We start from the raw sequence: 26,112 nt of genomic DNA, 5'->3' as shown, positions 1-26,112 counted from the left end.
TTTTCAGGATTTTTTCTCTTCAACCGACCGGGCTGTTTGTGAAGTGATTCACATCCGCCGTGTCGATGGAGGCGCATTATAGGGATCCCATTTTTTAGCACAAGTATTTTTTAGATCTTTTTTTCTGACTGATGATTTTCCGCGCTTTTCGCTGAAATCCCGCCCGATCTGCTTAAATATTGACGTATTTTGCCTTGCCTCGATCCAAAAATATGATCAAAGTCTTCTGTATAGCGCTCATCTGTCGAGGTAGATATGTCTGCAGTACTACGTCCGTATAAAGATCTGTTTCCACAAAAAGGCGATCGCGTGATGATCGATGCCAGCAGTGTGGTCATTGGCGATGTCCGAATGGCCGATGATGTCAGCATCTGGCCGCTCGTTGCGATCAGGGGAGACGTTAACTATGTGGCAATTGGCGCACGCACTAATATTCAGGATGGCAGCGTGCTGCATGTCACCCACAAATCCTCATATAACCCGGACGGCAATCCACTTGTTATAGGAGAAGATGTTACCGTCGGTCATAAAGTCATGCTTCACGGCTGCACTATCGGAAACCGGGTGCTGGTTGGCATGGGATCGATCCTGCTGGATGGTGTCATCGTAGAAGATGATGTGATGATTGGTGCCGGGAGTCTTGTCCCTCAACATAAACGGCTCGAAAGCGGTTATCTCTATTTAGGCAGCCCGGTAAAGCAGATCCGCCCCTTAACAGAAGCGGAAAGAGAAGGTCTGAAATATTCAGCGAATAATTACGTGAAATGGAAAGATGAGTATCTGGATCAGGGCAGCCAGACCCAGCCCTGATCGTCTTCCTGCTGATCGCGGATCAAATCGCTGGCTTCTTCTTCAAGATCCCAGCGATTTTCGCAAAACACCTCTAATGGATTTGAGCCACCAAAGCGGCGCTTGAGCGTTTCACCGCTAACGGCACATGTCAGTTGCATCCCATGCACGAGCACCGGGAAACAGACCGCTTGCTTACTCTCATCCCACTGTTCTCTGTCGGGAAAGTGAATCGCCTGGTTCACGCCGTAAGTTCCTGTTTCAGCTTTTCAATGACAGGTTCGACATCAGGTAATACACCGTGCCAGAGCAAAACTGCATGCGCAGCCTGCCCCACCAGCATGCCCAGGCCATCAGCCAGCTGTTTCGCGCCGTGTTGTTCACACCAGCTGAGGAAGGGAGTTTTCCCTTTCTGATAAAACATGTCGTAGCAATAGAGGTGGCTGTTTACCAAAGAGGACGGGATCGCCGGTACTTCCCCACCAATGCCGCTGGAGGTGGCATTAATTATAAGATCAAATTCATGGCGGATAAGATCATCAAGAGCCACCGCGCTCACGCTGCCAGTATGTGCAAACAACGCCGCCAACGCTTCCGCCCGGGAAAAGGTGCGATTGGTTATGGTCACTGCACAATCCAGTGAAAGGAGCGGTAACAGTACGCCTCGCGATGCCCCACCAGCACCAATCAACAGAACCCGGAACCCGGGTTTGATAAATGAGAGTCTTTCCAGATCGCTAAGTAAGCCGATTCCGTCAGTGTTGTCACCCAGAAGGCGTCCATCCTCCAGCCGTTTAAGCGTATTCACGGCACCCGCAAGAGACGCGCGCTCAGTTAATTCATCCGCACGTTCAAAGGCTTCTTCTTTAAAAGGCACCGTCACATTGGCACCTTTACCACCCGCGTCAAAAAAAGCATTCAGGGTAGTAACAAAGGCATCAACAGGTGCCAGCACCCGGCCATAGGGATGATCAATCTGCAGTTGTTCAGCAAACTGCTGATGGATCAGCGGCGACTTGCTGTGTGCGATCGGATTACCAAAAACGGCATAGGTTTCCATCATATTACCCCTGGCGAAAACGTTCGCCGGTCAAGGCGTCGCGGATTTCCGACGGATTAAGACGACCTCCGGTTTCACCGACGGCTACCGGGAAGTCATTCCCGAACTGCGCCAGCACCTCTTCGGTGCTCCGGCAAGGAGGCTGCCCGGTAAGGTTGGCACTGGTTGAGACCAGCGGTTTACCAAACGCCAGACATAGCTCTACCACCAGCGGATGATCGGTGACACGGACAGCGAGGGAATCGAAACGCCCTGTTAACCAGCGTGGCGTAGTTGGCTGCGCCGGGAAAACAAAGGTCACCGGCCCTGGCCACGCCGAAAAGATGGTATCCCGTTGTGCTGGCGTGAGCATGGAATCATCAATATAGGGTTTAAGCTGCTCATAATTAGCAGCGATCAAAATCAATCCTTTTTCGACAGGTCTCTGTTTTAGCGTAAGTAAGCGATTCACAGCTGTCTCGCTGTCAGGATCGCAACCGACCCCAAAGACAGCTTCTGTTGGATAGGCGATGACTTCTTCATTTTTCAGGACCTCCACTGCGTGCGCAATGGCTCCTGTTGGCAGGTTATTATTCACTGATTTCATCCGCCGAAACCGGCTTTCCACATTGTTTACTGGCGCAAAAGCGTTTCATACCTTGCGCCGTTTTCTTCTCTATAAGTAACGGATAATCGCAATGAGGGCAGGTACCCGCTACCGGTTTGAAATTGATAACGAACTGGCATTCAGGATAACGATCGCAGGAATGGAAGGTTTTACCAAAACGAGAACGACGCTGTACCAGTTGTCCGCGCTGGCACTGGGGGCAGGCGATTGCCGTTTCATCTGGCTTATCAATTTGTTCCGTATGTTCACATTCAGGATAGCGACTGCAACCAATGAACATACCAAAACGGCCCTGCCGTAACGCCAGTTCGCCTCCACACTTCGGGCAAAGCTGCCCCTCCAGAATTTTAACGATATGTCCGTCCGCCTGGCTTTTCAGGGGACGAACATAATCACATTCCGGATAGTGTGAACAACCGAGAAACGGACCGTGTTTCCCGGACCGAATGACAAGTTCAGCCCCGCACTGTGGGCAGGGCTCGTTTTTATGCACCGTGAACAGTGCTGATTTGGCCATAACAACTCTTGGTGCTGCACATTGAATTAGTGCAGCATACCTTCATTCACTTCAAAGAGTAATTCTTCCATTTGCTGATAGGCATTTTCACAGCCTGGAATATTAAACAGAACCATCAGGATCACCCACTTGAGGTCATCCAGTTCGAACTCTGCCGTATCCAGCGCCATAACGCGCTCTATCACCATTTCTCTTGTTTCGAGGTTTAGCACCTGAATCTGCTCAAGGAATAAGATGAATCCCCGGCAGCTGGCGTCCAGCCTTTCACACTCTTCAGCGGTATAAATGCGCACAGACAATGGGTCAGAAGCAAGCTGCATCGGTTCGGCAAGGCCTTCCTGATAATCAGCCAGTTTTTCCAGCCACATCAACGCATTATAAATATCTTCCCGTTCAAACCCCGCATCGGTAAGATCCTGTGTCAATTTGTCCTGATCCACTCGCATTTCTGCTTCGTTATGGATGTAAGTCTCAAACAAATACATCAGTACGTCGAACATGGCTTGCCCTCCTTAATCGGACATAGCCGCCGGGTACAGCTGCGATCCACCCTGCTAACTCCAGTTCGAGTAGCTGTGCTACCGTTACTGGCACAGGTTGGCCGGCACGTTCAGCGACAACGTCAACAGGTGTTACCTCATCTCCTACGTTAGCCAGGAGGCTGGGAAATGGCAATGCCACCTTCTCCTGATCTGATGAAAAATGTCGCTTTTCGGGTTCGTCTGTTAACCAGTGCAAGCCATATTGCAAATTTTCAAGGATGTCCTCGACGCTCGTCACAGGCGTTGCTCCCTGCTTGATGAGCCAGTGGGGGCCCTCACACCCCGGGTTACCTATCGGGCCAGGTAAGGCAAAGACTTCTCGCCCCTGTTCTAGGGCATACCGTGCCGTAACGAGTGAGCCGCTTCTTAAAGCGGCCTCCACCACCAGCACGCCCAGACTCAGACCGCTGATGATTCGGTTACGACGTGGAAAATTTGCCGGCCAGGGCGGCGCTGACAGCGGGAACTCCGACACAATAGCCCCCTCTGATTCGATAAGCCGTGCAGCCAGAGCCTGATGCCGACGGGGATAAATGCTAAAAAGCCCGTTTCCAAGCACCGCGACACTTCGGCCTTTTACAGACAGCGCGGCGTGGTGAGCGACGCCGTCAATACCGCAGGCCAGCCCACTGGTGATCGTGAAACCACTTTGTGAAAGTTGTTCGCACAGGATTTTCCCCCATCGCTCACCGTACCAGGATGGCGCGCGGCTACCCACAACCGCCAGTTGAACGGTAATAAGGGCTTCAGGATTGCCTTTAATAAACAATGCGCCGGGGTAGTCAGGGATCGTGCGAAGTAAAGGGGGATAACGAGGATCATCCGCCGTCAGCAGATGGTTCTCCGGCTGTTCAAGCCACGCCAGATTTCGTTGCAGTTCATTTTCATCAAGCGCAAAGAACTGTTGAGCCTGTTTTGTTGACAGCCCGGCATCTCTGACAACGGCATCATCAATCCTTGTCTGCATAAGTAGTCGCGCTGCCGCTGCGAGCATCTGATCACCACACAGAGAGCCTGTGTGGATTAGCCGTAACCATATCTCCGTGGACGTCATCCTATTCCCTGCCATAAGCAGCCTCTGCAATCATTGCGATTGGTCACGGATGCTGTCAATCGATGGGGGATTTGTCTAGAATAGAGATAGTATTCTTATCAACTCCTGAACACGACTCTGGAAATTTATGGCAGTTTTGCAAGTGTTACATATTCCGGACGAGCGCCTTCGCATCGTCGCTGAACCGGTCAAAGAAGTGAATGCAGAAATTCAGCGTATCGTTGATGATATGTTCGATACCATGTACGCCGAAGAAGGCATTGGCCTTGCGGCAACTCAGGTGGACATTCACAAGCGTATTATCGTGATCGACGTTTCTGAGAATCGCGATGGCCGTCTGGTACTGATCAACCCTGAGCTGTTGGAAAAGAGCGGTGAAACAGGTATTGAGGAAGGTTGTCTGTCCATTCCTGAACAGCGTGCTTTAGTTCCACGTGCCGAAAAAGTGAAAATTCGCGCCCTGGATCGTGAAGGCAACCCGTTCGAACTGGAAGCAGACGATCTGCTGGCGATTTGTATACAGCATGAGATGGATCACCTGGTCGGTAAACTGTTTATCGATTACCTCTCACCACTGAAGCAGCAGCGTATTCGTCAGAAAGTAGAAAAACTGGATCGTTTGCGCTCCCGCGCATAACATCCCCCCGGATACAAGGATCATCGTGTCTAAAACACTACGTATTATCTTCGCGGGTACCCCTGATTTTGCAGCGCGTCATCTTGACGCGCTGTTATCTTCTGGCCACCAGGTTGTTGGCGTGTTTACCCAACCGGATCGCCCGGCAGGCCGTGGTAAAAAGCTCATGCCCAGCCCGGTGAAAGTGCTGGCAGAAGAACATGGGTTACCCGTTTACCAGCCCGCATCCTTACGACCTCAGGAAAATCAGCAACTTGTTGCCGATCTCAATGCTGATGTCATGGTGGTGGTGGCTTACGGCTTAATTCTGCCAAAAGTCGTGCTTGATATGCCTCGTCTGGGGTGTGTCAACGTACATGGTTCGTTGCTTCCACGCTGGCGTGGCGCGGCACCGATCCAGCGCTCGCTGTGGGCGGGTGATGCTGAAACCGGCGTCACCATCATGAAGATGGATGTAGGTTTAGACACCGGCGACATGTTGTATAAACTGGCCTGTCCAATTACCGCCGACGACACCAGTGCCACGCTGTATGACAAACTGGCGGATCTGGGTCCACAAGGACTCATCAAAACCTTGCAGCAGCTTGCTGATAATACGGCTACCCCTGAAGTTCAGGATGAGACCCTGGTGACCTACGCCGAAAAACTCAGCAAAGAAGAGGCGCGGGTCGACTGGTCCCTCTCCGCCGCACAGCTTGAGCGTTGCATTCGCGCCTTTAATCCGTGGCCAATGAGCTGGATGGTGATCGATGAGCAACCTGTTAAAGTCTGGAAAGCATCCGTCATTGAAGGCAATACGTCTGCTGAGCCGGGTACAATTATCGAAGCCAGCAAAAATGGTATCCAGGTGGCAACCTCGGAAGGGATCCTGAATCTGGAATCACTGCAGCCTGCGGGTAAAAAGGCAATGAGTGCTCAGGATCTGTTAAATTCCCGTCGCGAATGGTTTATCCCTGGCTCTCGCCTTGCCTGAGCAAATTTATTCTTAAGGCCCGGTGTTTCCGGGCATTTTTATTTTTACGGTTATGAAAAAACAAAATCTACGCAGTCTGGCGGCACAGGCCGTTGAGCAGGTTGTCGAGCAGGGTCAATCACTGAGTAATGTCCTACCTCCACTGCAGCAAAAAGTGTCCGACAAAGACAGAGCTCTGCTTCAGGAGCTCTGTTTTGGCGTCCTGCGCACCCTTTCTCAGCTTGAATGGCTGATTAATAAGCTGATGTCGCGCCCAATGACCGGTAAGCAGCGTACCGTCCATTATTTGATTATGGTTGGCTTCTATCAGCTTCTTCATACCCGCATCCCACCTCATGCTGCGTTGGCTGAGACGGTAGAAGGTGCTGTCGCGATTAAACGTCCCCAGCTCAAAGGGCTGATCAACGGCGTACTGCGTCAGTTCCAGCGTCAACAGGAAGAACTTCTGGCAGAATTTGCAAAAAGCGAAACCCGTTTCCTTCATCCTGACTGGCTTCTGAATCGCCTCAAAAAAGCGTATCCGCAGCGGTGGCAGGATATTGCTGACGCAAATAATCAACGTCCGCCGATGTGGTTACGCGTTAACCGTAATCATCATACCCGCGATGCATGGCTGGCCTTGCTGGAAGAAGCCGGAATGAGTGGATTCGCGCATGATGCTTATCCTGATGCCGTGCGTTTAGCCTCCCCTGTGCCGGTGCATGCCTTACCCGGATTCGATGAAGGCTGGGTAACCGTTCAGGATGCATCTGCTCAGGGCTGTATGACATGGCTCGAACCCAAAAATGGCGAACAGATCCTCGACCTGTGTGCCGCGCCTGGGGGCAAAACAACGCATATTCTGGAAGTCGCACCGCAGGCCAGCGTAATGGCTGTGGATGTTGATGAGCAGCGACTTTCGCGTGTCTACGACAACCTTAAGCGTTTAGGTATGAAGGCGCAGGTCAAGCAAGGCGACGGACGTAAGCCCGCAGAATGGTGCGGCGAGACTCAATTCGACCGCATTTTGCTGGACGCTCCCTGCTCGGCAACCGGCGTTATTCGTCGTCACCCGGACATTAAGTGGCTGCGTCGCGACCGTGATATTAAGGAGCTTGCGCAGCTGCAATCCGAGATCCTTGACGCTATCTGGCCACACCTGAAGCCTGGCGGAACGCTGGTCTATGCCACCTGTTCCATTCTTCCGGAAGAGAATAGCCAGCAAATTTCAGCCTTCCTTAAACGCACTCCTGGCGCTACGCTGCGCGATACGGGGACACCGGAGCACCCGGGCCAGCAGAACCTGCCCGGCGCTGAAGAGGGTGATGGCTTCTTTTACGCTAAGCTAATCAAAGAGTGATGTTGAGAACAGGTCACGAGATATGAAGATTATCATTCTGGGCGCAGGACAGGTCGGCGGGACGCTGGCGGAAAACCTTGTAGGTGAAAACAACGACATTACGATCGTCGATACCAACGGCGATCGACTGCGCGTTCTGCAGGATAAATTTGACCTTCGCGTTGTGCAGGGGCACGGTTCGCATCCACGTGTCCTCCGTGAAGCCGGTGCTGACGATGCCGATATGTTAGTGGCCGTGACCAGCTCGGATGAGACCAATATGGTCGCTTGTCAGGTGGCCTATTCGCTTTTCAACACGCCTAACCGAATTGCCCGTATCCGCTCCCCGGATTATGTCCGCGATGCGGAAAAACTCTTTAACTCAGAAGCGGTACCAATCGACCACCTTATCGCACCAGAACAGCTGGTTATCGATAATATTTATCGCCTGATCGAATATCCCGGTGCACTGCAGGTCGTGAACTTTGCAGAAGGGAAAGTGAGTCTGGCCGTCGTTAAGGCCTATTATGGCGGTCCGTTGATCGGAAACGCGCTGTCTACGATGCGCGAACATATGCCGCATATCGATACCCGCGTCGCAGCCATTTTCCGTCACGACAGACCGATTCGACCTCAGGGCTCGACCATTGTCGAAGCAGGAGATGAAGTTTTCTTCATTGCTGCCTCTCAACATATTCGTGCCGTTATGAGTGAACTTCAGCGCCTCGAAAAGCCCTATAAACGCATCATGCTGGTCGGCGGGGGTAATATCGGCGCAGGTCTCGCTCGCCGTCTGGAAAAAGACTATAGCGTGAAGTTGATCGAGCGCGATCAACAGCGCGCCTCTGAACTTGCTGAAAAACTACAAAACACGATCGTGTTTTATGGCGATGCATCAGATCAGGAATTACTGGCAGAAGAGCATATCGATCAAGTTGATCTGTTTATTGCCGTCACCAACGACGATGAAGCAAATATTATGTCCGCCATGCTCGCCAAGCGCATGGGAGCAAAAAAGGTCATGGTACTTATTCAGCGTCGTGCCTATGTTGACCTGGTGCAGGGGAGCGTAATTGATATTGCGATTTCACCGCAGCAGGCAACGATTTCCGCACTGTTGAGCCACGTTCGTAAAGCAGACATTGTTGGTGTGTCCTCGCTGCGTCGCGGCGTCGCTGAAGCCATTGAAGCTGTCGCTCACGGTGATGAAACCACATCGCGCGTGGTGGGACGCGCCATCGATGAAATTAAGCTGCCACCCGGCACAATTATCGGCGCCGTAGTACGCGGGAATGATGTCATGATTGCCAATGATAATTTGCGTATTGAACAAGGCGATCACGTTATTATGTTCCTGACCGATAAAAAATTTATTACCGACGTCGAACGTTTATTCCAGCCAAGTCCATTCTTCCTGTAATGATTCAGGTGCTCGCGATAGAGCACCTGAGTATTATCCTTCTGATTCCTGTGCCTTTTATTTTCATAACGTTTATTTATCCCCAATGGCAATTAGCTAATCATTTGTTAAACTTATAGTCGTCAGCTGGCACAAGGAGAACATAATGAGTTTTGTTAAAGAATTTCGCGAATTTGCGATGCGCGGAAATGTGGTGGATTTGGCAGTGGGTGTCATTATTGGTGCAGCGTTCGGCAAGATCGTTTCATCTTTAGTGGCTGATATCATCATGCCACCTTTAGGGCTATTAATTGGGGGCATTGATTTCAAACAATTCGCCTTCACGCTTCGGGAAGCACAGGGGGATATCCCGGCAGTGGTGATGCACTATGGCGTGTTTATTCAGAACGTATTTGATTTCGTGATCGTCGCGTTTGCCATTTTTATGGCCATCAAGCTTATCAACAAGCTCAACCGTAAAAAAGAAGAGCCTGCTGCAGCGCCCGCGCCTACGAAAGAAGAAGTATTACTGACTGAAATTCGCGATCTGTTAAAAGAGCAGAATAACCGCGTTTAACAGCTAAAAGCAGGAAGGCCAGTGGTAAATAAGCGATTCGCTTGCTTGCCACTGGCCTCCCAGTTACCCCGTTTTGCATGTTTGTTTTTACGCAGATAACTTCCCTTCCCTTTTTTGTTCTTTTCAACTCGCTGTCGAAAAAGCGGGTCGTGAAGCAAAGCCTCAATTGCATTATCTTTAATTTGTCCCTTCGTATGTTGATAGTGACTCATAATTTCTCCTGAGCATGATTAATGTCGAGGGGAGTCTAGACCCGGACTGATAAAAAATCAACAACCCCGGGTTTCCCCACTTGCCCCTTGTTCAAGGGCCTCCAGAATAGAACAATAGACACTGCTGTGAGCCGTACCACAGCACGCATCATTCAACCTTTGCAGAGAGCGCTGCATGGTTTGCAGTTCCTGAATACGCGCTTCAACTTCATCCAGCCTGGCCTGAACAATGCTTTTCGATTCCTGGCAGGTGTGATGTGCCGGATCGATACGGATCGACAATAACTCACGGATCGAATCCAGCGTGAATCCCAGTTGGCGTGCATAACGAATAAACCGCAGCCGTTGCAGATCGTTGTCGGTATAGAGCCGGAACCCACCTTCGGTTCGCACCTCGTGATCAATCATCTGCTGTTTTTCATAGTAACGGATGGTATCCGGCGTCACGTTAGCAAGCTTTGCAAGTTCACCGATACGATACATGGCTATTCCTCGTTTATTTTCTGCATCAGTCTTTCACTATACTCGCCATGCAGAAAATCAGTCGCAATTCCTGCCTGTCGTAGCTTGAGTTCAACCAGAGCCAACCGCCGGCTTAGTTCTCCATGACGGGGATCGTCTTTCCGTATCCCTTTTAGCAGGTCAGTAAGCTCAATCGCCTCTTTGCGCTGTTCAAGCTCGGGAGGCAGACATCCCGCATTTTTCAGTAAGCGATATCCAGCCCGTAGTTCAGGGGGTATATGCGAATCATCTTCCAGTATTAGCGGTTCACCGCTACCGGACAGGTTATCGAATTCGCCTTTTGTTTGGGCATCGCGAATATGGCGTTCTGCCCACTGGTCGAGCAACCACATCATAAACTCCAGGGGATGAACAAAATTAATACAGATATTGTAGAGAAGTGGGGATAGTGCGGATATAAAAAAACCCGCCGGAGCGGGTTTTTTTACGTTACTGCAGATTACTCTGCAGCAGCTTCTGCTTTCGACTCAGAACGATCAACCAGCTCGATGTAAGCCATCGGAGCGTTGTCGCCTGCACGGAAGCCACACTTCAGAATGCGAGTGTAACCACCGGCACGGCTCGCGAAACGCGGACCCAGCTCGTTAAACAGTTTTGCCACGATCTCGTTATCACGAGTACGGGCGAATGCCAGACGACGATTAGCAACGCTGTCAGTCTTGGCAAGAGTAATCAGCGGCTCAACTACACGACGCAGCTCTTTCGCTTTAGGCAGGGTCGTCTTGATGATTTCATGACGAACCAGTGAACCTGCCATGTTGCGGAACATAGCCTGGCGATGGCTGCTGTTGCGGTTCAGTTGACGACCACTCTTACGATGGCGCATGACCTTATCCTTCTCAGTAAAACCTTAACCTGTGATCCGGTTACTCGTCAGCAATGCTTGCTGGTGGCCAGTTTTCCAGGCGCATGCCCAGAGACAGACCACGTGAAGCCAGCACGTCTTTAATCTCAGTAAGAGATTTTTTACCCAGGTTCGGCGTTTTCAGCAACTCAACCTCGGTACGCTGTACCAGATCACCGATATAGTGGATAGCTTCTGCCTTGAGGCAGTTAGCAGAGCGGACAGTCAATTCGAGATCGTCAACAGGGCGCAGCAGGATCGGATCGAATTCTGGTTTCTCTTCTTTCACTTCCGGCTGACGTACATCACGTAAGTCAACGAAAGCTTCCAGTTGTTCTGCCAGGATGGTTGCCGCACGACGAATCGCCTCTTCAGGATCGATTGTGCCATTGGTTTCCATTTCGATGACCAGCTTGTCCAGGTCGGTACGCTGTTCTACACGCGCTGCTTCAACATTGTAGGCAATACGCTCTACAGGGCTGTAGCATGCGTCGACCAGCAGACGGCCGATTGGGCGCTCATCTTCTTCCGAATGAATTCGGGCAGAAGCCGGCACATAACCACGACCGCGCTGAACTTTGATACGCATGCTAATAGCTGCGTTCTCATCGGTCAGGTGGCAGATCACGTGCTGCGGCTTGACGATTTCAACATCACCGTCGTGGGTGATGTCGGCTGCAGTCACAGGGCCAATGCCAGATTTATTCAGAGTAAGAATAACTTCATCTTTACCCTGAACTCTCACCGCCAGCCCTTTCAGGTTGAGCAGGATTTCAAGGATATCTTCCTGAACGCCTTCTTTGGTGCTGTACTCATGAAGTACACCATCAATCTCAACCTCGGTCACCGCGCAACCCGGCATCGATGAGAGCAGAATACGGCGCAGTGCGTTACCCAGAGTATGGCCAAAGCCACGCTCTAAAGGCTCAAGGGTCACCTTGGCGTGCGTCGAACTCACTTGCTCGATATCTACCAGGCGCGGTTTTAGAAACTCTGTCACAGAACCCTGCATTGTGTCCTCTCTTTGGTACTAAGCTTTACTTGGAGTAAAGCTCGACGATCAGGTGTTCGTTAATGTCCGCAGACAGATCAGAACGTTCTGGCTGACGCTTGAACGTACCTTCCATCTTGCCAGCATCAACTTCCAGCCAGGTTGGCTTTTCACGCTGCTCAGCCAGCTCCAGAGCGGCTTTCACGCGAGATTGCTTTTTCGCTTTCTCACGAATGCTAACAACGTCATTCGCTTTAACCTGATAAGAAGCGATGTTAACAACACGACCGTTTACCATGATTGCTTTGTGGCTAACCAGCTGGCGTGATTCAGCACGAGTAGCGCCGAAGCCCATACGGTATACAACGTTGTCCAGACGACCTTCCAGCAGAGCCAGCAGGTTTTCACCTGTGTTGCCTTTCAGACGTGCTGCTTCTTTATAGTAGTTACGGAACTGACGCTCCAGCACACCGTAGATACGGCGAACTTTTTGCTTTTCACGCAACTGCACACCATAGTCAGACAGACGCGGTTTACGCGCACCGTGCTGGCCAGGAGCTTGTTCAATTTTACACTTGGTATCGATCGCGCGAACGCCAGACTTAAGGAATAAGTCGGTGCCCTCACGACGGCTCAGCTTGAGCTTAGGACCCAAATATCTTGCCATTTTCTATCTCCAACTAACCTAAAAAACGAGCGTTATACGCGACGTTTTTTCGGCGGACGACAACCGTTATGAGGGATCGGAGTCACATCAGTAATATTAGTGATGCGGAAACCAGCGGCGTTCAGAGCGCGAACAGTAGATTCACGACCCGGACCCGGACCTTTAACCATAACTTCCAGATTCTTGATGCCGTATTCTTTTACGGCTTCTGCGCAACGCTCTGCTGCAACCTGAGCTGCAAACGGAGTGGATTTGCGAGAACCACGGAAACCGGAACCACCGGCTGTTGCCCAACCCAATGCGTTACCCTGACGATCAGTAATAGTAACGATGGTGTTGTTGAAAGAAGCATGGATATGAGCCACGCCGTCAGAGACTTGTTTTCTTACACGTTTACGTGCACGAATTGGTGCCTTTGCCATTATTCAATCACCCCGATTATTTCTTGATCGGTTTGCGCGGACCCTTACGGGTACGTGCGTTGGTCTTAGTACGCTGACCGCGCACTGGCAGACCACGACGATGACGCAAACCGCGATAGCAACCAAGATCCATCAGGCGCTTGATGCTCATGCTGATTTCACGGCGCAGATCACCTTCAACGACAAATTTGGCAACTTCGTCACGCAGCGTGTCGATTTGTCCTTCAGACAGCTCACTGATCTTAACATCTTCAGCGATACCCGCTGCAGCCAGGATGGCTTTAGAACGGGTCTTGCCGATGCCGTAGATCGAAGTTAATGCGATCACAGCATGTTTCTGATCAGGAATGTTAATGCCTGCTATACGGGCCACTATGCACTCCTACTATTTAATATGTACGCACCATGCTGAAAAGCCCGTTTTCAGGATACTCAAATGGAAACGTACAGACATACAAAAGATTGGCTGGCTAATCTAGCCAGCTCAACCCAACTTTGCAAGAAAAATATGCGAAATAATCAGCCTTGGCGCTGTTTATGCTTCGGCTCGGCACTGCAAATCACACGGATGACACCATCACGCTTAACGATTTTGCAGTTACGGCATAATTTCTTGACGGAAGCACGAACTTTCATTTTTACTCTCCGTAACTTCTCAGGCGACCAATTAGCGGCCGTAGCCTTTCAGGTTCGCCTTCTTCAATGCAGACTCATACTGACTGGACATCATCAGAGTTTGCACTTGAGCCATAAAGTCCATAATCACGACAACAACGATAAGCAGTGAGGTCCCACCGAAGTAGAACGGTACTTTCATTGCATCACGCATGAACTCCGGGATCAGGCAGATAAAAGTAATATAAAGCGCACCAACCAAAGTCAGGCGAGTCATTACTTTATCGATATACTTCGCCGTTTGCTCTCCCGGACGAATTCCTGGTACAAATGCACCGGACTTCTTCAGGTTATCTGCTGTTTCACGCGGGTTGAAGACCAACGCCGTGTAGAAGAAACAGAAGAAGATGATCGCAGACGCATAGAGTAACACATAAAGTGGTTGCCCAGGCTGCAAATACAGCGAAATTGTTGTCAGCCAGTTCCAACCAGTACCGCCCCCGAACCATGACGCGATGGTTGCCGGGAACAGAATAATACTGGAAGCGAAGATCGCCGGGATTACCCCTGCCATATTCACTTTCAGCGGCAAATGTGTGCTCTGTGCAGCATAGACACGACGACCCTGCTGACGTTTCGCGTAGTTCACCACAATGCGGCGTTGACCACGTTCAACGAAGACAACAAAGAACGTCACTGCAAATACTAATACTGCAACCAACAGCAACAGGAGGAAGTGCAGGTCGCCTTGACGCGCTTGCTCGATAGTATGGGCGATGGCTGGCGGGAGACCCGCAACAATACCGGCGAAGATAATGATTGAGATACCGTTACCGATACCACGTTCAGTAATCTGTTCGCCGAGCCACATCAGGAACATTGTCCCTGTGACCAGACTTACAACAGCGGTGAAATAGAATGCAAAGCCTGGGTTTAAGACCAGGCCCTGCATACCAGGCATATTCGGAAGACCGGTAGCAATACCGATCGACTGGAATATTGCCAGCACCAGAGTACCGTAGCGGGTGTACTGACTAATCTTACGACGTCCAGACTCCCCTTCTTTCTTCAGTTCTGCCAGGGCCGGATGAACGACCGTCAGCAGCTGGATAATAATGGATGCCGAAATATACGGCATAATACCCAGCGCGAAGATAGAAGCACGGCTGAGAGCACCACCAGAGAACATGTTAAACATTTCAATGATGGTGCCTCGCTGTTGCTCAAGCAGTTTGGCAAGTACAGCGGCATCGATACCAGGGATCGGAATAAAAGAGCCAATACGGAACACAATCAGCGCGCCGATTACAAACAGCAGTCTGCGTTTCAGCTCACCAAATCCACCTTTGGCACTTTGAAAATCTAATCCCGGTTGCTTAGCCATCTGCTACTTATTCCTCAATTTTACCGCCAGCAGCTTCGATAGCAGCACGAGCACCTTTAGTAACACGCAGGCCACGAACAGTTACCGGAGTAGAAACTTCACCAGCCAGGATCACTTTCGCGAACTCGATCTGGATACCGATAATGTTAGCTGCTTTCAGCGTGTTCAGGTCTACAACGCCGCCTTCAACTTTCGCCAGGTCAGACAGACGGACTTCCGCTGTGATCGCTGCTTTGCGAGAAGTGAAGCCGAACTTCGGCAGACGACGGTACAGTGGCATCTGGCCACCCTCGAAACCGCGACGTACGCCACCGCCAGAACGAGAGTTCTGACCTTTGTGACCACGACCACCGGTTTTGCCGAGGCCAGAACCGATACCACGACCCAGGCGTTTACCCGCCTTTTTAGAGCCTTCGGCCGGAGACAGAGTATTTAAACGCATCTCTTACTCCTCAACTTTAACCATGAAGTAAACCGCGTTGACCATACCGCGAACAGCAGGAGTATCCTCGCGCTCAACGGTATGACCAATACGACGCAGACCCAGGCCAAGCAGCGTTGCCTTGTGTTTCGGCAGACGACCGATTGCACTGCGGGTTTGAGTGATTTTAATAGTCTTTGCCATGGTCAATTACCCCAGAATTTCTTCAACGGATTTACCACGCTTGGCAGCGACCATTTCTGGAGAATTCATATTTTCCAGGCCATCAATAGTTGCACGAACCACGTTGATCGGGTTGGTGGAACCGTATGCTTTAGCCAGAACGTTATGAACCCCAGCAACTTCCAGAACGGCGCGCATTGCACCACCGGCGATGATACCGGTACCTTCTGAAGCTGGCTGCATGAATACACGAGAACCCGTGTGAACACCTTTAACTGGGTGCTGCAGGGTGCCGTTGTTCAGCGCGACGTTAATCATATTGCGACGGGCTTTTTCCATCGCTTTCTGGATCGCTGCTGGAACTTCACGCGCTTTACCGTAACCAAAACCAACGCGACCGTTACCATCGCCAACTACAGTCAGAGCTGTGAAGGAGAAAATACGACCACCTTTAACGGTTTTAGATACGCGGTTTACCGCGATCAGCTTTTCCTGCAGTTCGCCAGCTTGTTTTTCGATGTGAGCCATCTTACACCTCTACCTTAGAACTGAAGGCCAGCTTCACGGGCAGCATCTGCCAGTGCCTGGACACGACCATGATATTGGAACCCGGAACGGTCAAAGGATACATTGCTGATACCTTTTTCCAGAGCGCGTTCAGCAACAGCTTTACCTACAGCTGCAGCAGCGTCTTTGTTACCGGTGTACTTCAATTGTTCTGCGATAGCTTTTTCTACAGTAGAAGCAGCTACCAGAACTTCAGAACCGTTCGGTGCAATTACCTGTGCGTAAATGTGACGCGGGGTACGATGTACCACCAGGCGAGTTGCACCCAGCTCTTTGAGCTTGCGGCGTGCGCGGGTCGCACGACGGATACGAGCAGATTTCTTATCCATAGTGTTACCTTACTTCTTCTTAGCCTCTTTGGTACGCACGACTTCGTCGGCGTAACGAACACCCTTGCCTTTATAAGGCTCAGGACGACGGTAGGCGCGCAGATCTGCTGCAACCTGGCCAATCAGCTGTTTATCAGCGCCTTTCAGCACGATCTCAGTCTGAGTTGGACATTCTGCAGTGATACCGGCCGGCAGCGGATGCTCAACAGGGTGAGAGAAGCCCAGAGACAGGCCTACTGCATTCCCTTTGATCGCTGCACGATAACCTACACCAACCAGCTGCAGCTTCTTAGTGAAGCCTTCGGTAACACCGATAACCATTGAGTTCAGCAGGGCACGCGCGGTACCAGCCTGAGCCCAGCCGTCTGCGTAACCATCACGCGGACCGAAGGTCAGAGCATTATCTGCATGTTTAACTTCAACAGCATCGTTGAGAGTACGAGTCAGCTCGCCGTTTTTACCTTTGATCGTAATAACCTGACCGTTGATTTTTACATCAACGCCGGCAGGAACAACGACCGGTGCTTTAGCAACACGAGACATTTTTTCCTCCGATTAGGCTACGTAGCAGATAATTTCGCCGCCAAGACCAGCCTGGCGCGCTGCACGATCAGTCATAACACCTTTAGAGGTAGAAACAACTGCGATACCCAGACCGGCCATAACTTTTGGCAGCTCATCTTTTTTCTTATAGATGCGCAGACCTGGGCGGCTGACACGCTGAATGCTTTCTACAACAGCTTTACCCTGGAAGTACTTAAGAGTCACTTCCAGCTCCGGCTTGGTGTCGCCTTCAACTTTAAAATCTTCAATAAAACCTTCGTCCTTCAGCACGTTGGCGATTGCCACTTTCAGCTTGGAGGAAGGCATGGTGACCGCAGCTTTATTCGCGGCCTGACCGTTACGGATACGGGTCAGCATATCCGCGATCGGATCTTGCATGCTCATCTGTCTTTACTCCCGTGATTCAATTGGTGACAATTACCAGCTAGCCTTTTTCAAGCCTGGCACTTCACCGCGCATGGCGGCTTCACGCAGCTTAATACGGCTCAACCCGAACTTGCCCACATAACCATGTGGACGACCTGTTTGACGGCAGCGGTTACGCTGACGAGACGGGCTGGAATCACGCGGCAGAGTTTGCAGCTTGAGAACTGCGTTCCAACGATCTTCGTCGGAAGCGTTCACATCAGAGATGATCGCTTTCAGTTCAGCGCGTTTAGCGAAGAATTTATCAGCTAAAGCTACGCGTTTTACTTCGCGTGCTTTCATTGATTGCTTAGCCATTCAGTAACCCTACCTTACTTGCGGAACGGGAAGTCAAAGGCAGCCAGCAGAGCACGGCCTTCTTCGTCAGATTTCGCAGTAGTGGTAATGGTAATATCCAAACCACGCACGCGGTCGACTTTATCGTAGTCGATTTCTGGGAAGATGATCTGCTCACGGACACCCATGCTGTAGTTACCACGACCGTCGAATGACTTAGCGGACAGGCCACGGAAGTCTCGGATACGAGGTACAGCAATAGTGATCAGGCGCTCAAAGAACTCCCACATGCGTTCGCCACGCAGAGTTACTTTACAGCCGATCGGATAGCCCTGACGGATTTTGAAGCCTGCAACTGATTTGCGTGCTTTGGTGATCAGCGGTTTTTGACCGGAGATTGCTGTCAGGTCAGCTGCTGCGTTATCCAGCAGTTTCTTGTCAGCGATCGCTTCACCAACACCCATGTTCAGGGTGATCTTCTCGACCCGAGGGACTTGCATGACAGAATTGTAGTTAAACTCAGTCATGAGTTTCTTAACTACTTCGTCTTTGTAGTAATCATGCAGTTTCGCCATCGTACTACTCCAAATTACTTGATAGTTTCGCTGTTAGACTTGAAGAAACGGACTTTTTTGCCGTCTTCGAATCTAAAGCCTACACGGTCAGCCTTGCCGGTTGCCGCATTGAAGATTGCAACGTTAGAAACCTGAATAGCAGCTTCTTTTTCAACGATGCCGCCTGGTTGGTTCAGGGCCGGAACCGGCTTCTGATGTTTCTTAACCAGGTTGATACCTTCAACAATGACCTTGCCGGAAGACAGGACATTTTTTACTTTACCGCGTTTACCTTTATCTTTGCCGGTTAACACGATAACTTCGTCATCACGACGGATTTTCGCTGCCATGATTCGCTCCTTAGAGTACTTCTGGTGCCAGAGAGATAATTTTCATGAACTTCTCAGTACGAAGTTCACGAGTTACCGGCCCAAAGATACGCGTGCCGATTGGCTGCTCGCTGTTATTGTTCAAAATAACGCATGCATTACCATCGAAGCGAATGACAGAACCGTCAGGGCGACGAACACCCTTCTTGGTGCGCACCACTACCGCTTTCAGCACATCACCTTTTTTGACCTTACCACGTGGAATTGCTTCTTTGATGGTGATCTTGATGATGTCGCCTACGCCTGCGTAGCGACGGTGCGAGCCACCCAGAACCTTGATACACATTACGCGACGTGCACCGGAGTTGTCGGCGACGTTCAGCATAGTCTGTTCTTGGATCATTTTAGTGCTCCGCTAATGTCAACTACTACCTGAGACTCTAAAATCAGAGCCGTTAAAAAGCCCCATATCGAGGGCGCGGCATTATAACACCGCTTCTGCAATATGGGTAGAAAAAATAAACGGCTCATCGCTGAGCCGTTTATTCGTATCGAGAACGGGTACTGTATTACAGAACCGCTTTCTCTACAACGCGAACCAGCGTCCAGGACTTAGTCTTGGACAGTGGACGGCATTCACGGATTTCAACCTTGTCGCCGATACCACATTCGTTGTTCTCGTCATGTACGTGCAGTTTGGTCGTACGCTTGATGAATTTACCGTAGATCGGGTGTTTCACAATGCGTTCGATAGCAACAACGATGGATTTCTCCATTTTGTCGCTAACAACACGACCTTGCAGAGTACGGATTTTATCGGTCATTACGCACCCGCCTTCTCAGTCAGTAAAGTCTTAACGCGTGCAACATTGCGACGCACTTGCTTCAGCAGGTGGGTCTGTTGCAGCTGGCCACTTGCAGCCTGCATACGCAGGTTGAACTGCTCGCGCAGCAGGTTCAGCAGCTCAGCGTTCAGCTCTTCAACGCTCTTTTCACGCAGCTCTTTTGCTTTCATTACATCACCGTCTTAGTTACAAAGGTGGTTTTGATAGGCAGTTTCGCTGCTGCCAGGCCGAAGGCTTCACGGGCCAGCTCTTCCGGAACACCGTCCATTTCATACAGGACTTTGCCCGGTTGGATCAAGGCAACCCAGTACTCCACGTTACCTTTACCTTTACCCATACGAACTTCCAGCGGCTTCTCGGTGATCGGTTTGTCCGGGAATACACGGATCCAGATCTTACCTTGACGCTTAACTGCACGGGTCATTGCACGACGTGCTGCTTCGATCTGACGTGCAGTCAGACGACCACGGCCAACAGCTTTCAGACCGAAAGTGCCGAAGCTAACATCCGTACCCTGCGCCAGACCACGGTTGCGGCCTTTGTGCACTTTACGGAATTTTGTACGCTTTGGTTGTAACATCAGCGACGCTCCTTATTTACGGCCTTTACGCTGCTGCTTTTTAGGTTGAGCAGCCGGTTTTTCCGGTTGTTCAACAGCAGCCATACCACCCAGGATCTCACCTTTGAAGATCCATACCTTAACGCCGATTACACCGTAAGTGGTGTGCGCTTCAGAGGTGTTGTAGTCGATGTCAGCACGCAGAGTGTGCAGCGGTACGCGACCTTCACGGTACCATTCGGTACGTGCGATTTCCGCGCCGCCCAGACGGCCGCTAACTTCAACTTTGATACCTTTAGCGCCCAGACGCATTGCGTTCTGTACAGCACGCTTCATAGCACGACGGAACATAACACGACGTTCCAGCTGAGAAGTGATGCTGTCAGCAACCAATTTAGCGTCCAGTTCAGGCTTACGAACTTCAGCGATATTGATCTGTGCAGGAACGCCAGCGATATCCGCTACGACCTTGCGCAGTTTTTCTACGTCTTCGCCTTTCTTACCGATAACGATGCCAGGACGAGCAGTGTGAATAGTCACACGGATGCTCTTAGCTGGACGCTCGATAACGATACGAGATACAGACGCTTTAGCCAGTTCCTTCGTCAGGTACTGACGTACTTTAAAATCGCTGTCCAGGTTGTCAGCGAATTCTTTGGTGTTCGCAAACCAGGTAGAGTTCCATGGTTTTACAATACCCAGGCGAATACCATTAGGATGTACTTTCTGACCCATTGCTAGTCTCCAGAGTCTCAGCGATCGGACACAACCACAGTAATGTGGCTGGTGCGCTTCAGGATGCGATCTGCACGACCTTTCGCACGCGGCATAATGCGCTTCATGCTTGGGCCTTCATCTACGAAAATTTTCGCGACTTTCAGATCGTCGATGTCAGCGCCATCGTTGTGTTCAGCGTTAGCAATGGCAGATTCCAGTACTTTCTTGACCAATACCGCAGCTTTCTTGTTGGTATAGGTCAGGATGTCCAGGGCCTGCGACACTTTCTTACCGCGAATCAGGTCAGCAACAAGGCGAACCTTCTGTGCAGAAGAACGAGCATGGCGATGTTGAGCTAAAGTTTCCATCTCTTCCTCCTACCTTATTTCTTCTTCGCTTTTTTATCAGCAGCGTGGCCGCGATAAGTACGAGTCGGTGCGAATTCACCCAGTTTGTGACCAACCATTTCGTCGGTAACAAAGACTGGAACGTGCTGACGACCATTATGGACAGCGATGGTCAAACCGATCATGTTAGGAAAGATCGTTGAACGACGGGACCAAGTGCGCAGGGGCTTCTTGTCTCCGCTTTCCACCGCTTTCTCTACCTTCTTCAGCAAGTGCAGGTCAATAAAAGGACCTTTCTTGAGAGAACGTGGCATGGCTTATCCTCTAAAATTATTTGCTACGGCGACGTACGATAAATTTATCAGTACGCTTGTTGCTGCGGGTCTTCTTACCTTTGGTCTGAACGCCCCACGGAGTTACCGGGTGCTTACCAAAGTTACGACCTTCACCACCACCATGTGGGTGGTCTACTGGGTTCATCGCAGTACCGCGAACGGTAGGACGAACACCACGCCAGCGTGCAGCACCAGCTTTACCCAGAACGCGCAGCATATGCTCAGCATTGCCAACTTCGCCCAGAGTAGCGCGGCAGTCTGCTTCGACTTTACGCATTTCACCAGAACGCAGACGCAGGGTGACATAAGCACCGTCACGCGCAACGATCTGAACGTAAGTACCCGCGGAACGCGCCAGCTGACCGCCTTTACCTGGTTTCATTTCTACGTTATGAACGGTAGAACCAACCGGGATATTGCGCATCGGCAGGGTGTTGCCTGCTTTGATTGCAGCATCAACGCCAGACTGAATCTGGTCGCCAGCTTTCAGGCCTTTAGGGGCCAGGATGTAACGGCGTTCGCCATCTTTGTACAGAACCAGCGCGATGTTCGCGGAACGGTTCGGATCGTACTCAAGACGCTCAACAACTGCTGGGATACCGTCTTTGTTGCGTTTGAAGTCAACAATACGATAAGCCTGCTTGTGGCCACCACCGATGTGACGAGTGGTGATACGGCCATTGTTGTTACGACCACCGGATTTGCTGTTTTTTTCCAGCAACGGAGCAAAAGGTTTGCCCTTGTGCAGCTCAGGGTTAACCACTTTAACTACGTGGCGACGACCCGGAGATGTCGGTTTACATTTAACAACTGCCATTGTATTACTCCTCCGACTTACTCAGCGCCGCCAACGAAGTCCAGGTTCTGGCCTTCTTTCAGGGTGACGTAAGCTTTTTTCCAGTCGCTACGACGACCGATACGCTGTCCGTGACGTTTAACTTTCCCTTTAACTACCAGGGTGTTAACGACTTCGACTTCGACTTCAAACAGTTTCTGCACAGCAGCTTTGATCTCTGCTTTGGTCGCGTCTTTAGCAACTTTGAGAACGATGGTGTTTGTTTTTTCCATCGCAGTAGACGCTTTTTCAGAAACGTGCGGTGCGCGCAGCACCTTCAGCAGACGTTCTTCACGAATCATGCCAGCATCTCCTCAACTTGCTTAACAGCATCAGCAGTCATTACGACTTTGTCGAAGGCGATCAGGCTAACCGGGTCGATACCAGTCGCGTCGCGTACGTCAACCTTGTGCAGGTTGCGCGCGGCCAGGAACAGGTTCTCGTCCAGCTCACCGGTGATGATCAGCACATCTTCCAGAGCCATGTCTTTCAGTTTCTGTGCCAGCAGCTTAGTTTTAGGCGCTTCTACAGAGAACTTCTCGACAACGATCAGACGATCCTGACGTACCAGTTCGGACAGGATGCTTTTCAGCGCGCCGCGGTACATCTTTTTGTTAACTTTTTGACTGTGGTCCTGTGGACGCGCAGCGAAGGTCACGCCACCTGAACGCCAGATCGGGCTCTTGATAGAACCTGAACGCGCACGGCCGGTACCTTTCTGGCGCCATGGCTTTTTGCCAGAACCAGTTACTTCAGCACGAGTCTTCTGAGCACGAGTACCCTGACGAGCACCAGCTGCATAAGCAACAACAACCTGGTGAACCAGCGCTTCGTTGAAATCACGACCGAAGGTAGTTTCGGAAACAGTCAGCGCGCTCTGCGCGTCTTTCAATACTAATTCCATTGCTATCCCCTTACGCCTTCACAGCTGGTTTAACGATCAGGTCGCTACCGGTTGCACCCGGGACCGCACCTTTAACCAGCAGCAGGTTGCGCTCAGCGTCAACACGTACTACGTCCAGGCTCTGAACAGTTACACGTTCGTTGCCCAGCTGACCTGCCATTTTCTTGCCTTTGAACACTTTGCCCGGAGTCTGGTTCTGACCGATAGAACCCGGAACACGGTGAGACAAGGAGTTACCGTGAGTAGCGTCCTGGGTACGGAAGTTCCAGCGCTTAACGGTACCAGCAAAACCTTTACCTTTAGAGGTACCGGTTACGTCAACTTTTTTAACGTCAGCAAACAGCTCAACGCTAATGTCCTGACCTACGGTGAACTCTTCGCCTTCAGCAAGACGGAATTCCCACAGACCACGGCCAGCTTCAACGCCAGCTTTAGCGAAGTGACCCGCTTCTGGTTTGGTTACACGGTTAGCTTTTTTAGCACCAGTGGTAACCTGAATAGCGCGGTAGCCATCGTTAGCCAGATCTTTAACCTGAGTAACGCGGTTTGCTTCAACTTCGATTACGGTTACTGGGATAGAAACGCCATCTTCAGTGAAGATGCGGGTCATACCCACTTTTTTACCGACTAAACCAATCATTGTTTCAACCTCTCAATCGCTCGATGACCTGATTAACCCAGGCTGATCTGCACGTCTACACCGGCAGCCAGATCCAGACGCATCAGAGCATCAACGGTTTTCTCAGTTGGCTCAACGATGTCAACCAGACGCTTGTGAGTGCGGATTTCGTACTGATCACGCGCGTCTTTGTTAACGTGCGGGGAGATCAGAACGGTGAAGCGCTCTTTGCGGGTCGGCAGCGGGATCGGACCACGGACTTGCGCACCAGTGCGCTTAGCAGTCTCGACGATTTCCGCGGTTGATTGATCGATCAGACGATGATCAAACGCTTTAAGGCGGATACGGATTCTTTGGTTCTGCATGAGACCAGAGCTCCAATTATTTTATAAACGAAAATGATTACTCCTCAAACCCATTACGATTGATGGGAGAGTGTAACCGTTCTTACGTAGCTCCCCAATTGGGAGCATTGTTGAGTAACAAAATGAGTCACTCCGGTTCAGATTGAACCCGCCGTCAATTACGACAAGCCCGCGCATTATACGTAAATCTGGGCAAGACGCAAGTGCCGTTTAGAATTTAAGCGCTAAAGGTGTACCTTGCGTAAGGCCTCGCACTATTTTCTGCAATCCGTCCCCTTTCTTCTGTTCTTATGAAACCACTACGCAATTACATTTTTTGGCTATTGCCAGGCATTCGTGGTGTGGAGAGTATGCGCTGAAATTCACCTTGAGGTTTCGTTCATGCTTACTCTCCTCCCCTTCCTGCTCATCTATTTTGTTCTCTCAGGTTTACTGGTGCGTGAAGATATTCGCTCAGGCATTCTCCCTGATAAATACCTCTGTCCCCTGTTATGGGCTGGTTTGCTCTATCAACTCTGTCTTCACCCTGATTTTCTGCCTGGTGCAGTGGTCGGGGCGATGGCAGGGTATGTCGGCTTTGCCATGATCTACTGGGGTTATCGGCTAATATTTCGCCGTGAAGGGATGGGCTATGGCGATGTGAAGTATCTTTCGGCACTCGGTGCATGGCATGGTTGGTGCGTGTTGCCCGAACTGGCACTGGTCGCCGCGCTATTGGCGCTGCTCTATCTCCTTATGACTTCGTTTTTCAACCCTGCCACACGGACATTAAAAAACCCACTGCCTTTTGGACCATTTCTGGCGGCAGCGGGTTTATGCGTAGGTTGGCAGACGCTGGTTAATCTTCCACTTTAATCTGCGACTGGAGATAGTTTTGCAGGCCAATTTTGCCAATGAGATCCAGCTCGGTTTCCAGCCAGTCGATATGCCCTTCTTCATCGGCCAGAATCTGGATCATCATATCGCGGCTAACGTAGTCATGGACGCTGTCTGCGTAGGCAATAGCTTCGCGAAGGTCTTTTGCGCCTTCAAGTTCAAGTCTGAGATCGGATCGCAGCATCTCTTCAACATCTTCACCGATGCCGAGTTTACCGAGGTCCTGCAGGTTGGGGATGCCTTCGAGAAATAAAATACGCTCGATATATTTATCGGCATGTTTCATCTCATCGATGGATTCGTGATACTCAACGTCGTTGAGGCGCATGAGGCCCCAGTTTTTAAACATTCTCGCATGGAGAAAATACTGATTGATTGCGACAAGCTCATTTCCCAATAATTTATTGAGATAACTTATGATTTTAACATCACCTTTCATTATATAGTCCCTCCGCTTCCACTCATTGAAGCGTAGATCGGGCTACAGGGATGTCAAAAAAAAGATGGGCGCTTACGCGATCTCTTTGTATTCCGGGATCTGCATCAGTTCATCCTGCATGATTTCACGCGCTGCGCGTACGCATTTACCGCATTGATTTCCCACTGGAACAAACTTGCGAAGTTGCTGGAAGGACTGTGGCTGAAACTGGCGAACGGCCTGACGTATTTTTTTGTCACTCACACCATTACATAAACAAACGTACATAAAGACTCCCGTTCAAAATATGCGCAAAGTGTAAGTGAGAATGGTTATGATTACAATAGCACAAACGCCAGTATACGGGGCGGGAGCAAACAAAAAATGCGAAAATTTGTGACAAGTACAGACGCTAAGAAAACAAAAAAGGACGCCGAAGCGTCCTTTTTTTATTCGGGGATAATTAATTAGCCCAGAACTTTAGCAACAACGCCCGCGCCAACGGTACGGCCG

The 26,112-nt window shown here is 50.6% G+C and carries 46 protein-coding genes; 7 read left to right on the top strand and 39 right to left on the bottom strand.

Annotation, left to right across the window (positions count from 1 at the left end):
* Positions 1-255 precede the first annotated feature (255 nt).
* Positions 256-810 (top strand): gamma carbonic anhydrase family protein, encoded by a 555-nt coding sequence (locus M8370_RS20205; protein ID WP_038986042.1) that lies wholly within the window; start codon positions 256-258, stop codon positions 808-810.
* Here the strand turns inward: M8370_RS20205 and M8370_RS20200 are convergent.
* Genes M8370_RS20200 through dprA form a run of 6 tightly spaced genes read right to left on the bottom strand, consistent with a single transcriptional unit; the run spans position 786 to position 4,569 of the window.
* Positions 786-1,034, bottom strand: a complete 249-nt coding sequence (locus M8370_RS20200; RefSeq protein ID WP_020684886.1) for a DUF1488 family protein — start codon at positions 1,032-1,034, stop codon at positions 786-788. The two genes, M8370_RS20205 and M8370_RS20200, sit on opposite strands and share 25 nt — an antisense overlap.
* Entirely contained in the window at positions 1,031-1,849 is an 819-nt protein-coding gene (gene aroE / locus M8370_RS20195; protein WP_045902257.1) for a shikimate dehydrogenase, read from the bottom strand. Before aroE ends, M8370_RS20200 begins: the two co-directional genes overlap by 4 nt.
* 4 nt (positions 1,850-1,853) lie before the next feature.
* Positions 1,854-2,426, bottom strand: a complete 573-nt coding sequence (gene tsaC / locus M8370_RS20190) for an L-threonylcarbamoyladenylate synthase type 1 TsaC (protein ID WP_250021638.1) — start codon at positions 2,424-2,426, stop codon at positions 1,854-1,856.
* Positions 2,419-2,973 carry a DNA topoisomerase family protein gene (locus M8370_RS20185; protein ID WP_013099010.1) on the bottom strand — a complete coding sequence of 185 codons (555 nt, stop codon included), beginning with the start codon at positions 2,971-2,973 and terminating at the stop codon, positions 2,419-2,421. The genes tsaC and M8370_RS20185 overlap by 8 nt, the downstream gene beginning before the upstream one ends.
* 26 nt (positions 2,974-2,999) lie before the next feature.
* Positions 3,000-3,473: a DUF494 family protein Smg gene (gene smg, locus M8370_RS20180; protein WP_013099011.1), complete on the bottom strand. Its 474-nt coding sequence runs from the start codon at positions 3,471-3,473 to the stop codon at positions 3,000-3,002.
* A complete protein-coding gene (gene dprA, locus M8370_RS20175; RefSeq protein ID WP_038986040.1) occupies positions 3,445-4,569 on the bottom strand; it encodes a DNA-protecting protein DprA in 1,125 nt (374 codons plus the stop codon). Before dprA ends, smg begins: the two co-directional genes overlap by 29 nt.
* A gap of 127 nt (positions 4,570-4,696) precedes the next feature.
* Here dprA and def point away from each other — a divergent pair, with 127 nt between their 5' ends.
* The 5 genes from def (at position 4,697) to mscL (ending at position 9,473) form a co-directional block, all read left to right on the top strand.
* Complete coding sequence (gene def, locus M8370_RS20170; RefSeq protein WP_013099013.1) at positions 4,697-5,206, top strand: peptide deformylase; 510 nt, start codon at positions 4,697-4,699, stop codon at positions 5,204-5,206.
* Positions 5,207-5,231: 25 nt separating this feature from the next.
* Positions 5,232-6,179 (top strand): methionyl-tRNA formyltransferase, encoded by a 948-nt coding sequence (gene fmt, locus M8370_RS20165; protein WP_013099014.1) that lies wholly within the window; start codon positions 5,232-5,234, stop codon positions 6,177-6,179.
* 52 nt (positions 6,180-6,231) lie between these two features.
* Complete coding sequence (rsmB, locus tag M8370_RS20160; RefSeq protein WP_094916747.1) at positions 6,232-7,518, top strand: 16S rRNA (cytosine(967)-C(5))-methyltransferase RsmB; 1,287 nt, start codon at positions 6,232-6,234, stop codon at positions 7,516-7,518.
* A 22-nt stretch (positions 7,519-7,540) separates the two neighbouring features.
* Positions 7,541-8,917, top strand: coding sequence for a Trk system potassium transporter TrkA (gene trkA, locus M8370_RS20155; RefSeq protein WP_013099016.1), 1,377 nt, complete (start codon positions 7,541-7,543; stop codon positions 8,915-8,917).
* 145 nt (positions 8,918-9,062) lie between these two features.
* On the top strand, positions 9,063-9,473 hold the full coding sequence (gene mscL / locus M8370_RS20150; RefSeq protein WP_013099017.1) for a large-conductance mechanosensitive channel protein MscL: 411 nt from the start codon (positions 9,063-9,065) through the stop codon (positions 9,471-9,473).
* Here mscL and M8370_RS20145 read toward each other — a convergent pair.
* The 31 genes from M8370_RS20145 to rpsJ all read right to left on the bottom strand — a co-directional run bounded on the left by M8370_RS20145 (position 9,470) and on the right by rpsJ (position 24,305).
* A complete protein-coding gene (locus M8370_RS20145; RefSeq protein WP_013099018.1) occupies positions 9,470-9,685 on the bottom strand; it encodes an alternative ribosome-rescue factor A in 216 nt (71 codons plus the stop codon). The genes mscL and M8370_RS20145 overlap by 4 nt on opposite strands.
* Before the next feature lie 57 nt (positions 9,686-9,742).
* Complete coding sequence (gene zntR, locus M8370_RS20140; protein ID WP_013099019.1) at positions 9,743-10,168, bottom strand: Zn(2+)-responsive transcriptional regulator; 426 nt, start codon at positions 10,166-10,168, stop codon at positions 9,743-9,745.
* Between the two features lie 2 nt (positions 10,169-10,170).
* On the bottom strand, positions 10,171-10,539 hold the full coding sequence (locus M8370_RS20135) for a DnaJ family domain-containing protein (protein ID WP_013099020.1): 369 nt from the start codon (positions 10,537-10,539) through the stop codon (positions 10,171-10,173).
* Positions 10,540-10,646: 107 nt separating this feature from the next.
* The gene (gene rplQ, locus M8370_RS20130; RefSeq protein WP_001216372.1) at positions 10,647-11,033 is read right to left on the bottom strand and encodes a 50S ribosomal protein L17; all 387 of its coding nucleotides are present in this window, start codon (positions 11,031-11,033) and stop codon (positions 10,647-10,649) included.
* A gap of 40 nt (positions 11,034-11,073) precedes the next feature.
* On the bottom strand, positions 11,074-12,063 hold the full coding sequence (locus tag M8370_RS20125) for a DNA-directed RNA polymerase subunit alpha (protein ID WP_002919219.1): 990 nt from the start codon (positions 12,061-12,063) through the stop codon (positions 11,074-11,076).
* Between the two features lie 25 nt (positions 12,064-12,088).
* Positions 12,089-12,709, bottom strand: coding sequence for a 30S ribosomal protein S4 (gene rpsD / locus M8370_RS20120; RefSeq protein ID WP_003863314.1), 621 nt, complete (start codon positions 12,707-12,709; stop codon positions 12,089-12,091).
* A gap of 32 nt (positions 12,710-12,741) precedes the next feature.
* Positions 12,742-13,131: a 30S ribosomal protein S11 gene (gene rpsK / locus M8370_RS20115; protein WP_003031137.1), complete on the bottom strand. Its 390-nt coding sequence runs from the start codon at positions 13,129-13,131 to the stop codon at positions 12,742-12,744.
* 16 nt (positions 13,132-13,147) lie between these two features.
* Positions 13,148-13,504 (bottom strand): 30S ribosomal protein S13, encoded by a 357-nt coding sequence (rpsM, locus tag M8370_RS20110; RefSeq protein ID WP_013099021.1) that lies wholly within the window; start codon positions 13,502-13,504, stop codon positions 13,148-13,150.
* A gap of 146 nt (positions 13,505-13,650) precedes the next feature.
* Complete coding sequence (gene rpmJ, locus M8370_RS20105) at positions 13,651-13,767, bottom strand: 50S ribosomal protein L36 (protein ID WP_000868187.1); 117 nt, start codon at positions 13,765-13,767, stop codon at positions 13,651-13,653.
* Between the two features lie 31 nt (positions 13,768-13,798).
* A complete protein-coding gene (secY, locus tag M8370_RS20100) occupies positions 13,799-15,130 on the bottom strand; it encodes a preprotein translocase subunit SecY (RefSeq protein ID WP_003863305.1) in 1,332 nt (443 codons plus the stop codon).
* 7 nt (positions 15,131-15,137) lie between these two features.
* A complete protein-coding gene (gene rplO / locus M8370_RS20095; protein ID WP_013099022.1) occupies positions 15,138-15,572 on the bottom strand; it encodes a 50S ribosomal protein L15 in 435 nt (144 codons plus the stop codon).
* Between the two features lie 3 nt (positions 15,573-15,575).
* Positions 15,576-15,755 carry a 50S ribosomal protein L30 gene (rpmD, locus tag M8370_RS20090; protein ID WP_003863301.1) on the bottom strand — a complete coding sequence of 60 codons (180 nt, stop codon included), beginning with the start codon at positions 15,753-15,755 and terminating at the stop codon, positions 15,576-15,578.
* A 6-nt stretch (positions 15,756-15,761) separates the two neighbouring features.
* The gene (rpsE, locus tag M8370_RS20085; protein WP_003863299.1) at positions 15,762-16,262 is read right to left on the bottom strand and encodes a 30S ribosomal protein S5; all 501 of its coding nucleotides are present in this window, start codon (positions 16,260-16,262) and stop codon (positions 15,762-15,764) included.
* Between the two features lie 14 nt (positions 16,263-16,276).
* A complete protein-coding gene (rplR, locus tag M8370_RS20080; protein ID WP_013099023.1) occupies positions 16,277-16,630 on the bottom strand; it encodes a 50S ribosomal protein L18 in 354 nt (117 codons plus the stop codon).
* 9 nt (positions 16,631-16,639) lie between these two features.
* Positions 16,640-17,173, bottom strand: coding sequence for a 50S ribosomal protein L6 (rplF, locus tag M8370_RS20075; RefSeq protein ID WP_013099024.1), 534 nt, complete (start codon positions 17,171-17,173; stop codon positions 16,640-16,642).
* 12 nt (positions 17,174-17,185) lie between these two features.
* On the bottom strand, positions 17,186-17,578 hold the full coding sequence (gene rpsH / locus M8370_RS20070; protein WP_013099025.1) for a 30S ribosomal protein S8: 393 nt from the start codon (positions 17,576-17,578) through the stop codon (positions 17,186-17,188).
* Between the two features lie 33 nt (positions 17,579-17,611).
* The gene (gene rpsN / locus M8370_RS20065; RefSeq protein ID WP_013099026.1) at positions 17,612-17,917 is read right to left on the bottom strand and encodes a 30S ribosomal protein S14; all 306 of its coding nucleotides are present in this window, start codon (positions 17,915-17,917) and stop codon (positions 17,612-17,614) included.
* A gap of 14 nt (positions 17,918-17,931) precedes the next feature.
* Positions 17,932-18,471 (bottom strand): 50S ribosomal protein L5, encoded by a 540-nt coding sequence (gene rplE / locus M8370_RS20060; RefSeq protein WP_001096202.1) that lies wholly within the window; start codon positions 18,469-18,471, stop codon positions 17,932-17,934.
* A gap of 14 nt (positions 18,472-18,485) precedes the next feature.
* Positions 18,486-18,800, bottom strand: a complete 315-nt coding sequence (rplX, locus tag M8370_RS20055) for a 50S ribosomal protein L24 (protein ID WP_000729185.1) — start codon at positions 18,798-18,800, stop codon at positions 18,486-18,488.
* Positions 18,801-18,810: 10 nt separating this feature from the next.
* Positions 18,811-19,182, bottom strand: coding sequence for a 50S ribosomal protein L14 (gene rplN, locus M8370_RS20050; RefSeq protein WP_002919748.1), 372 nt, complete (start codon positions 19,180-19,182; stop codon positions 18,811-18,813).
* Positions 19,183-19,348: 166 nt separating this feature from the next.
* Positions 19,349-19,603, bottom strand: coding sequence for a 30S ribosomal protein S17 (rpsQ, locus tag M8370_RS20045; protein ID WP_008503489.1), 255 nt, complete (start codon positions 19,601-19,603; stop codon positions 19,349-19,351).
* On the bottom strand, positions 19,603-19,794 hold the full coding sequence (gene rpmC / locus M8370_RS20040; protein ID WP_013099027.1) for a 50S ribosomal protein L29: 192 nt from the start codon (positions 19,792-19,794) through the stop codon (positions 19,603-19,605). The genes rpsQ and rpmC overlap by 1 nt, the downstream gene beginning before the upstream one ends.
* The gene (rplP, locus tag M8370_RS20035; protein WP_002919759.1) at positions 19,794-20,204 is read right to left on the bottom strand and encodes a 50S ribosomal protein L16; all 411 of its coding nucleotides are present in this window, start codon (positions 20,202-20,204) and stop codon (positions 19,794-19,796) included. Before rplP ends, rpmC begins: the two co-directional genes overlap by 1 nt.
* A 12-nt stretch (positions 20,205-20,216) precedes the next feature.
* A complete protein-coding gene (gene rpsC / locus M8370_RS20030) occupies positions 20,217-20,918 on the bottom strand; it encodes a 30S ribosomal protein S3 (RefSeq protein ID WP_000529945.1) in 702 nt (233 codons plus the stop codon).
* Between the two features lie 17 nt (positions 20,919-20,935).
* Entirely contained in the window at positions 20,936-21,268 is a 333-nt protein-coding gene (rplV, locus tag M8370_RS20025) for a 50S ribosomal protein L22 (protein WP_002919773.1), read from the bottom strand.
* A gap of 14 nt (positions 21,269-21,282) precedes the next feature.
* Positions 21,283-21,561 carry a 30S ribosomal protein S19 gene (gene rpsS, locus M8370_RS20020; RefSeq protein ID WP_001138117.1) on the bottom strand — a complete coding sequence of 93 codons (279 nt, stop codon included), beginning with the start codon at positions 21,559-21,561 and terminating at the stop codon, positions 21,283-21,285.
* Positions 21,562-21,577: 16 nt separating this feature from the next.
* Positions 21,578-22,399, bottom strand: a complete 822-nt coding sequence (gene rplB, locus M8370_RS20015) for a 50S ribosomal protein L2 (protein WP_000301859.1) — start codon at positions 22,397-22,399, stop codon at positions 21,578-21,580.
* Positions 22,400-22,416: 17 nt separating this feature from the next.
* Entirely contained in the window at positions 22,417-22,719 is a 303-nt protein-coding gene (gene rplW, locus M8370_RS20010) for a 50S ribosomal protein L23 (RefSeq protein ID WP_000617546.1), read from the bottom strand.
* The gene (gene rplD, locus M8370_RS20005) at positions 22,716-23,321 is read right to left on the bottom strand and encodes a 50S ribosomal protein L4 (RefSeq protein ID WP_000424395.1); all 606 of its coding nucleotides are present in this window, start codon (positions 23,319-23,321) and stop codon (positions 22,716-22,718) included. Before rplD ends, rplW begins: the two co-directional genes overlap by 4 nt.
* A 10-nt stretch (positions 23,322-23,331) precedes the next feature.
* On the bottom strand, positions 23,332-23,961 hold the full coding sequence (rplC, locus tag M8370_RS20000) for a 50S ribosomal protein L3 (RefSeq protein WP_003863274.1): 630 nt from the start codon (positions 23,959-23,961) through the stop codon (positions 23,332-23,334).
* A gap of 32 nt (positions 23,962-23,993) precedes the next feature.
* Complete coding sequence (rpsJ, locus tag M8370_RS19995) at positions 23,994-24,305, bottom strand: 30S ribosomal protein S10 (RefSeq protein ID WP_001181005.1); 312 nt, start codon at positions 24,303-24,305, stop codon at positions 23,994-23,996.
* Between the two features lie 381 nt (positions 24,306-24,686).
* On the opposite strand from rpsJ, the gene M8370_RS19990 reads away from it, so the two are divergent.
* Positions 24,687-25,160: a prepilin peptidase gene (locus M8370_RS19990; protein WP_058650937.1), complete on the top strand. Its 474-nt coding sequence runs from the start codon at positions 24,687-24,689 to the stop codon at positions 25,158-25,160.
* Here M8370_RS19990 and bfr read toward each other — a convergent pair.
* Entirely contained in the window at positions 25,144-25,620 is a 477-nt protein-coding gene (gene bfr, locus M8370_RS19985; protein WP_013099029.1) for a bacterioferritin, read from the bottom strand. The genes M8370_RS19990 and bfr overlap by 17 nt on opposite strands.
* A gap of 72 nt (positions 25,621-25,692) precedes the next feature.
* A complete protein-coding gene (bfd, locus tag M8370_RS19980) occupies positions 25,693-25,887 on the bottom strand; it encodes a bacterioferritin-associated ferredoxin (RefSeq protein ID WP_008503493.1) in 195 nt (64 codons plus the stop codon).
* Between the last annotated feature and the right edge of the window lie 225 nt (positions 25,888-26,112).

It is taken from the genome of Enterobacter cloacae complex sp. OE43NF, assembly GCF_023544405.1.
Lineage (GTDB): Bacteria > Pseudomonadota > Gammaproteobacteria > Enterobacterales > Enterobacteriaceae > Enterobacter > Enterobacter cloacae.
The sequence above is the reverse complement of the archived record's forward strand: the minus strand, read 5'-3'. Positions and strand labels throughout refer to the sequence as shown.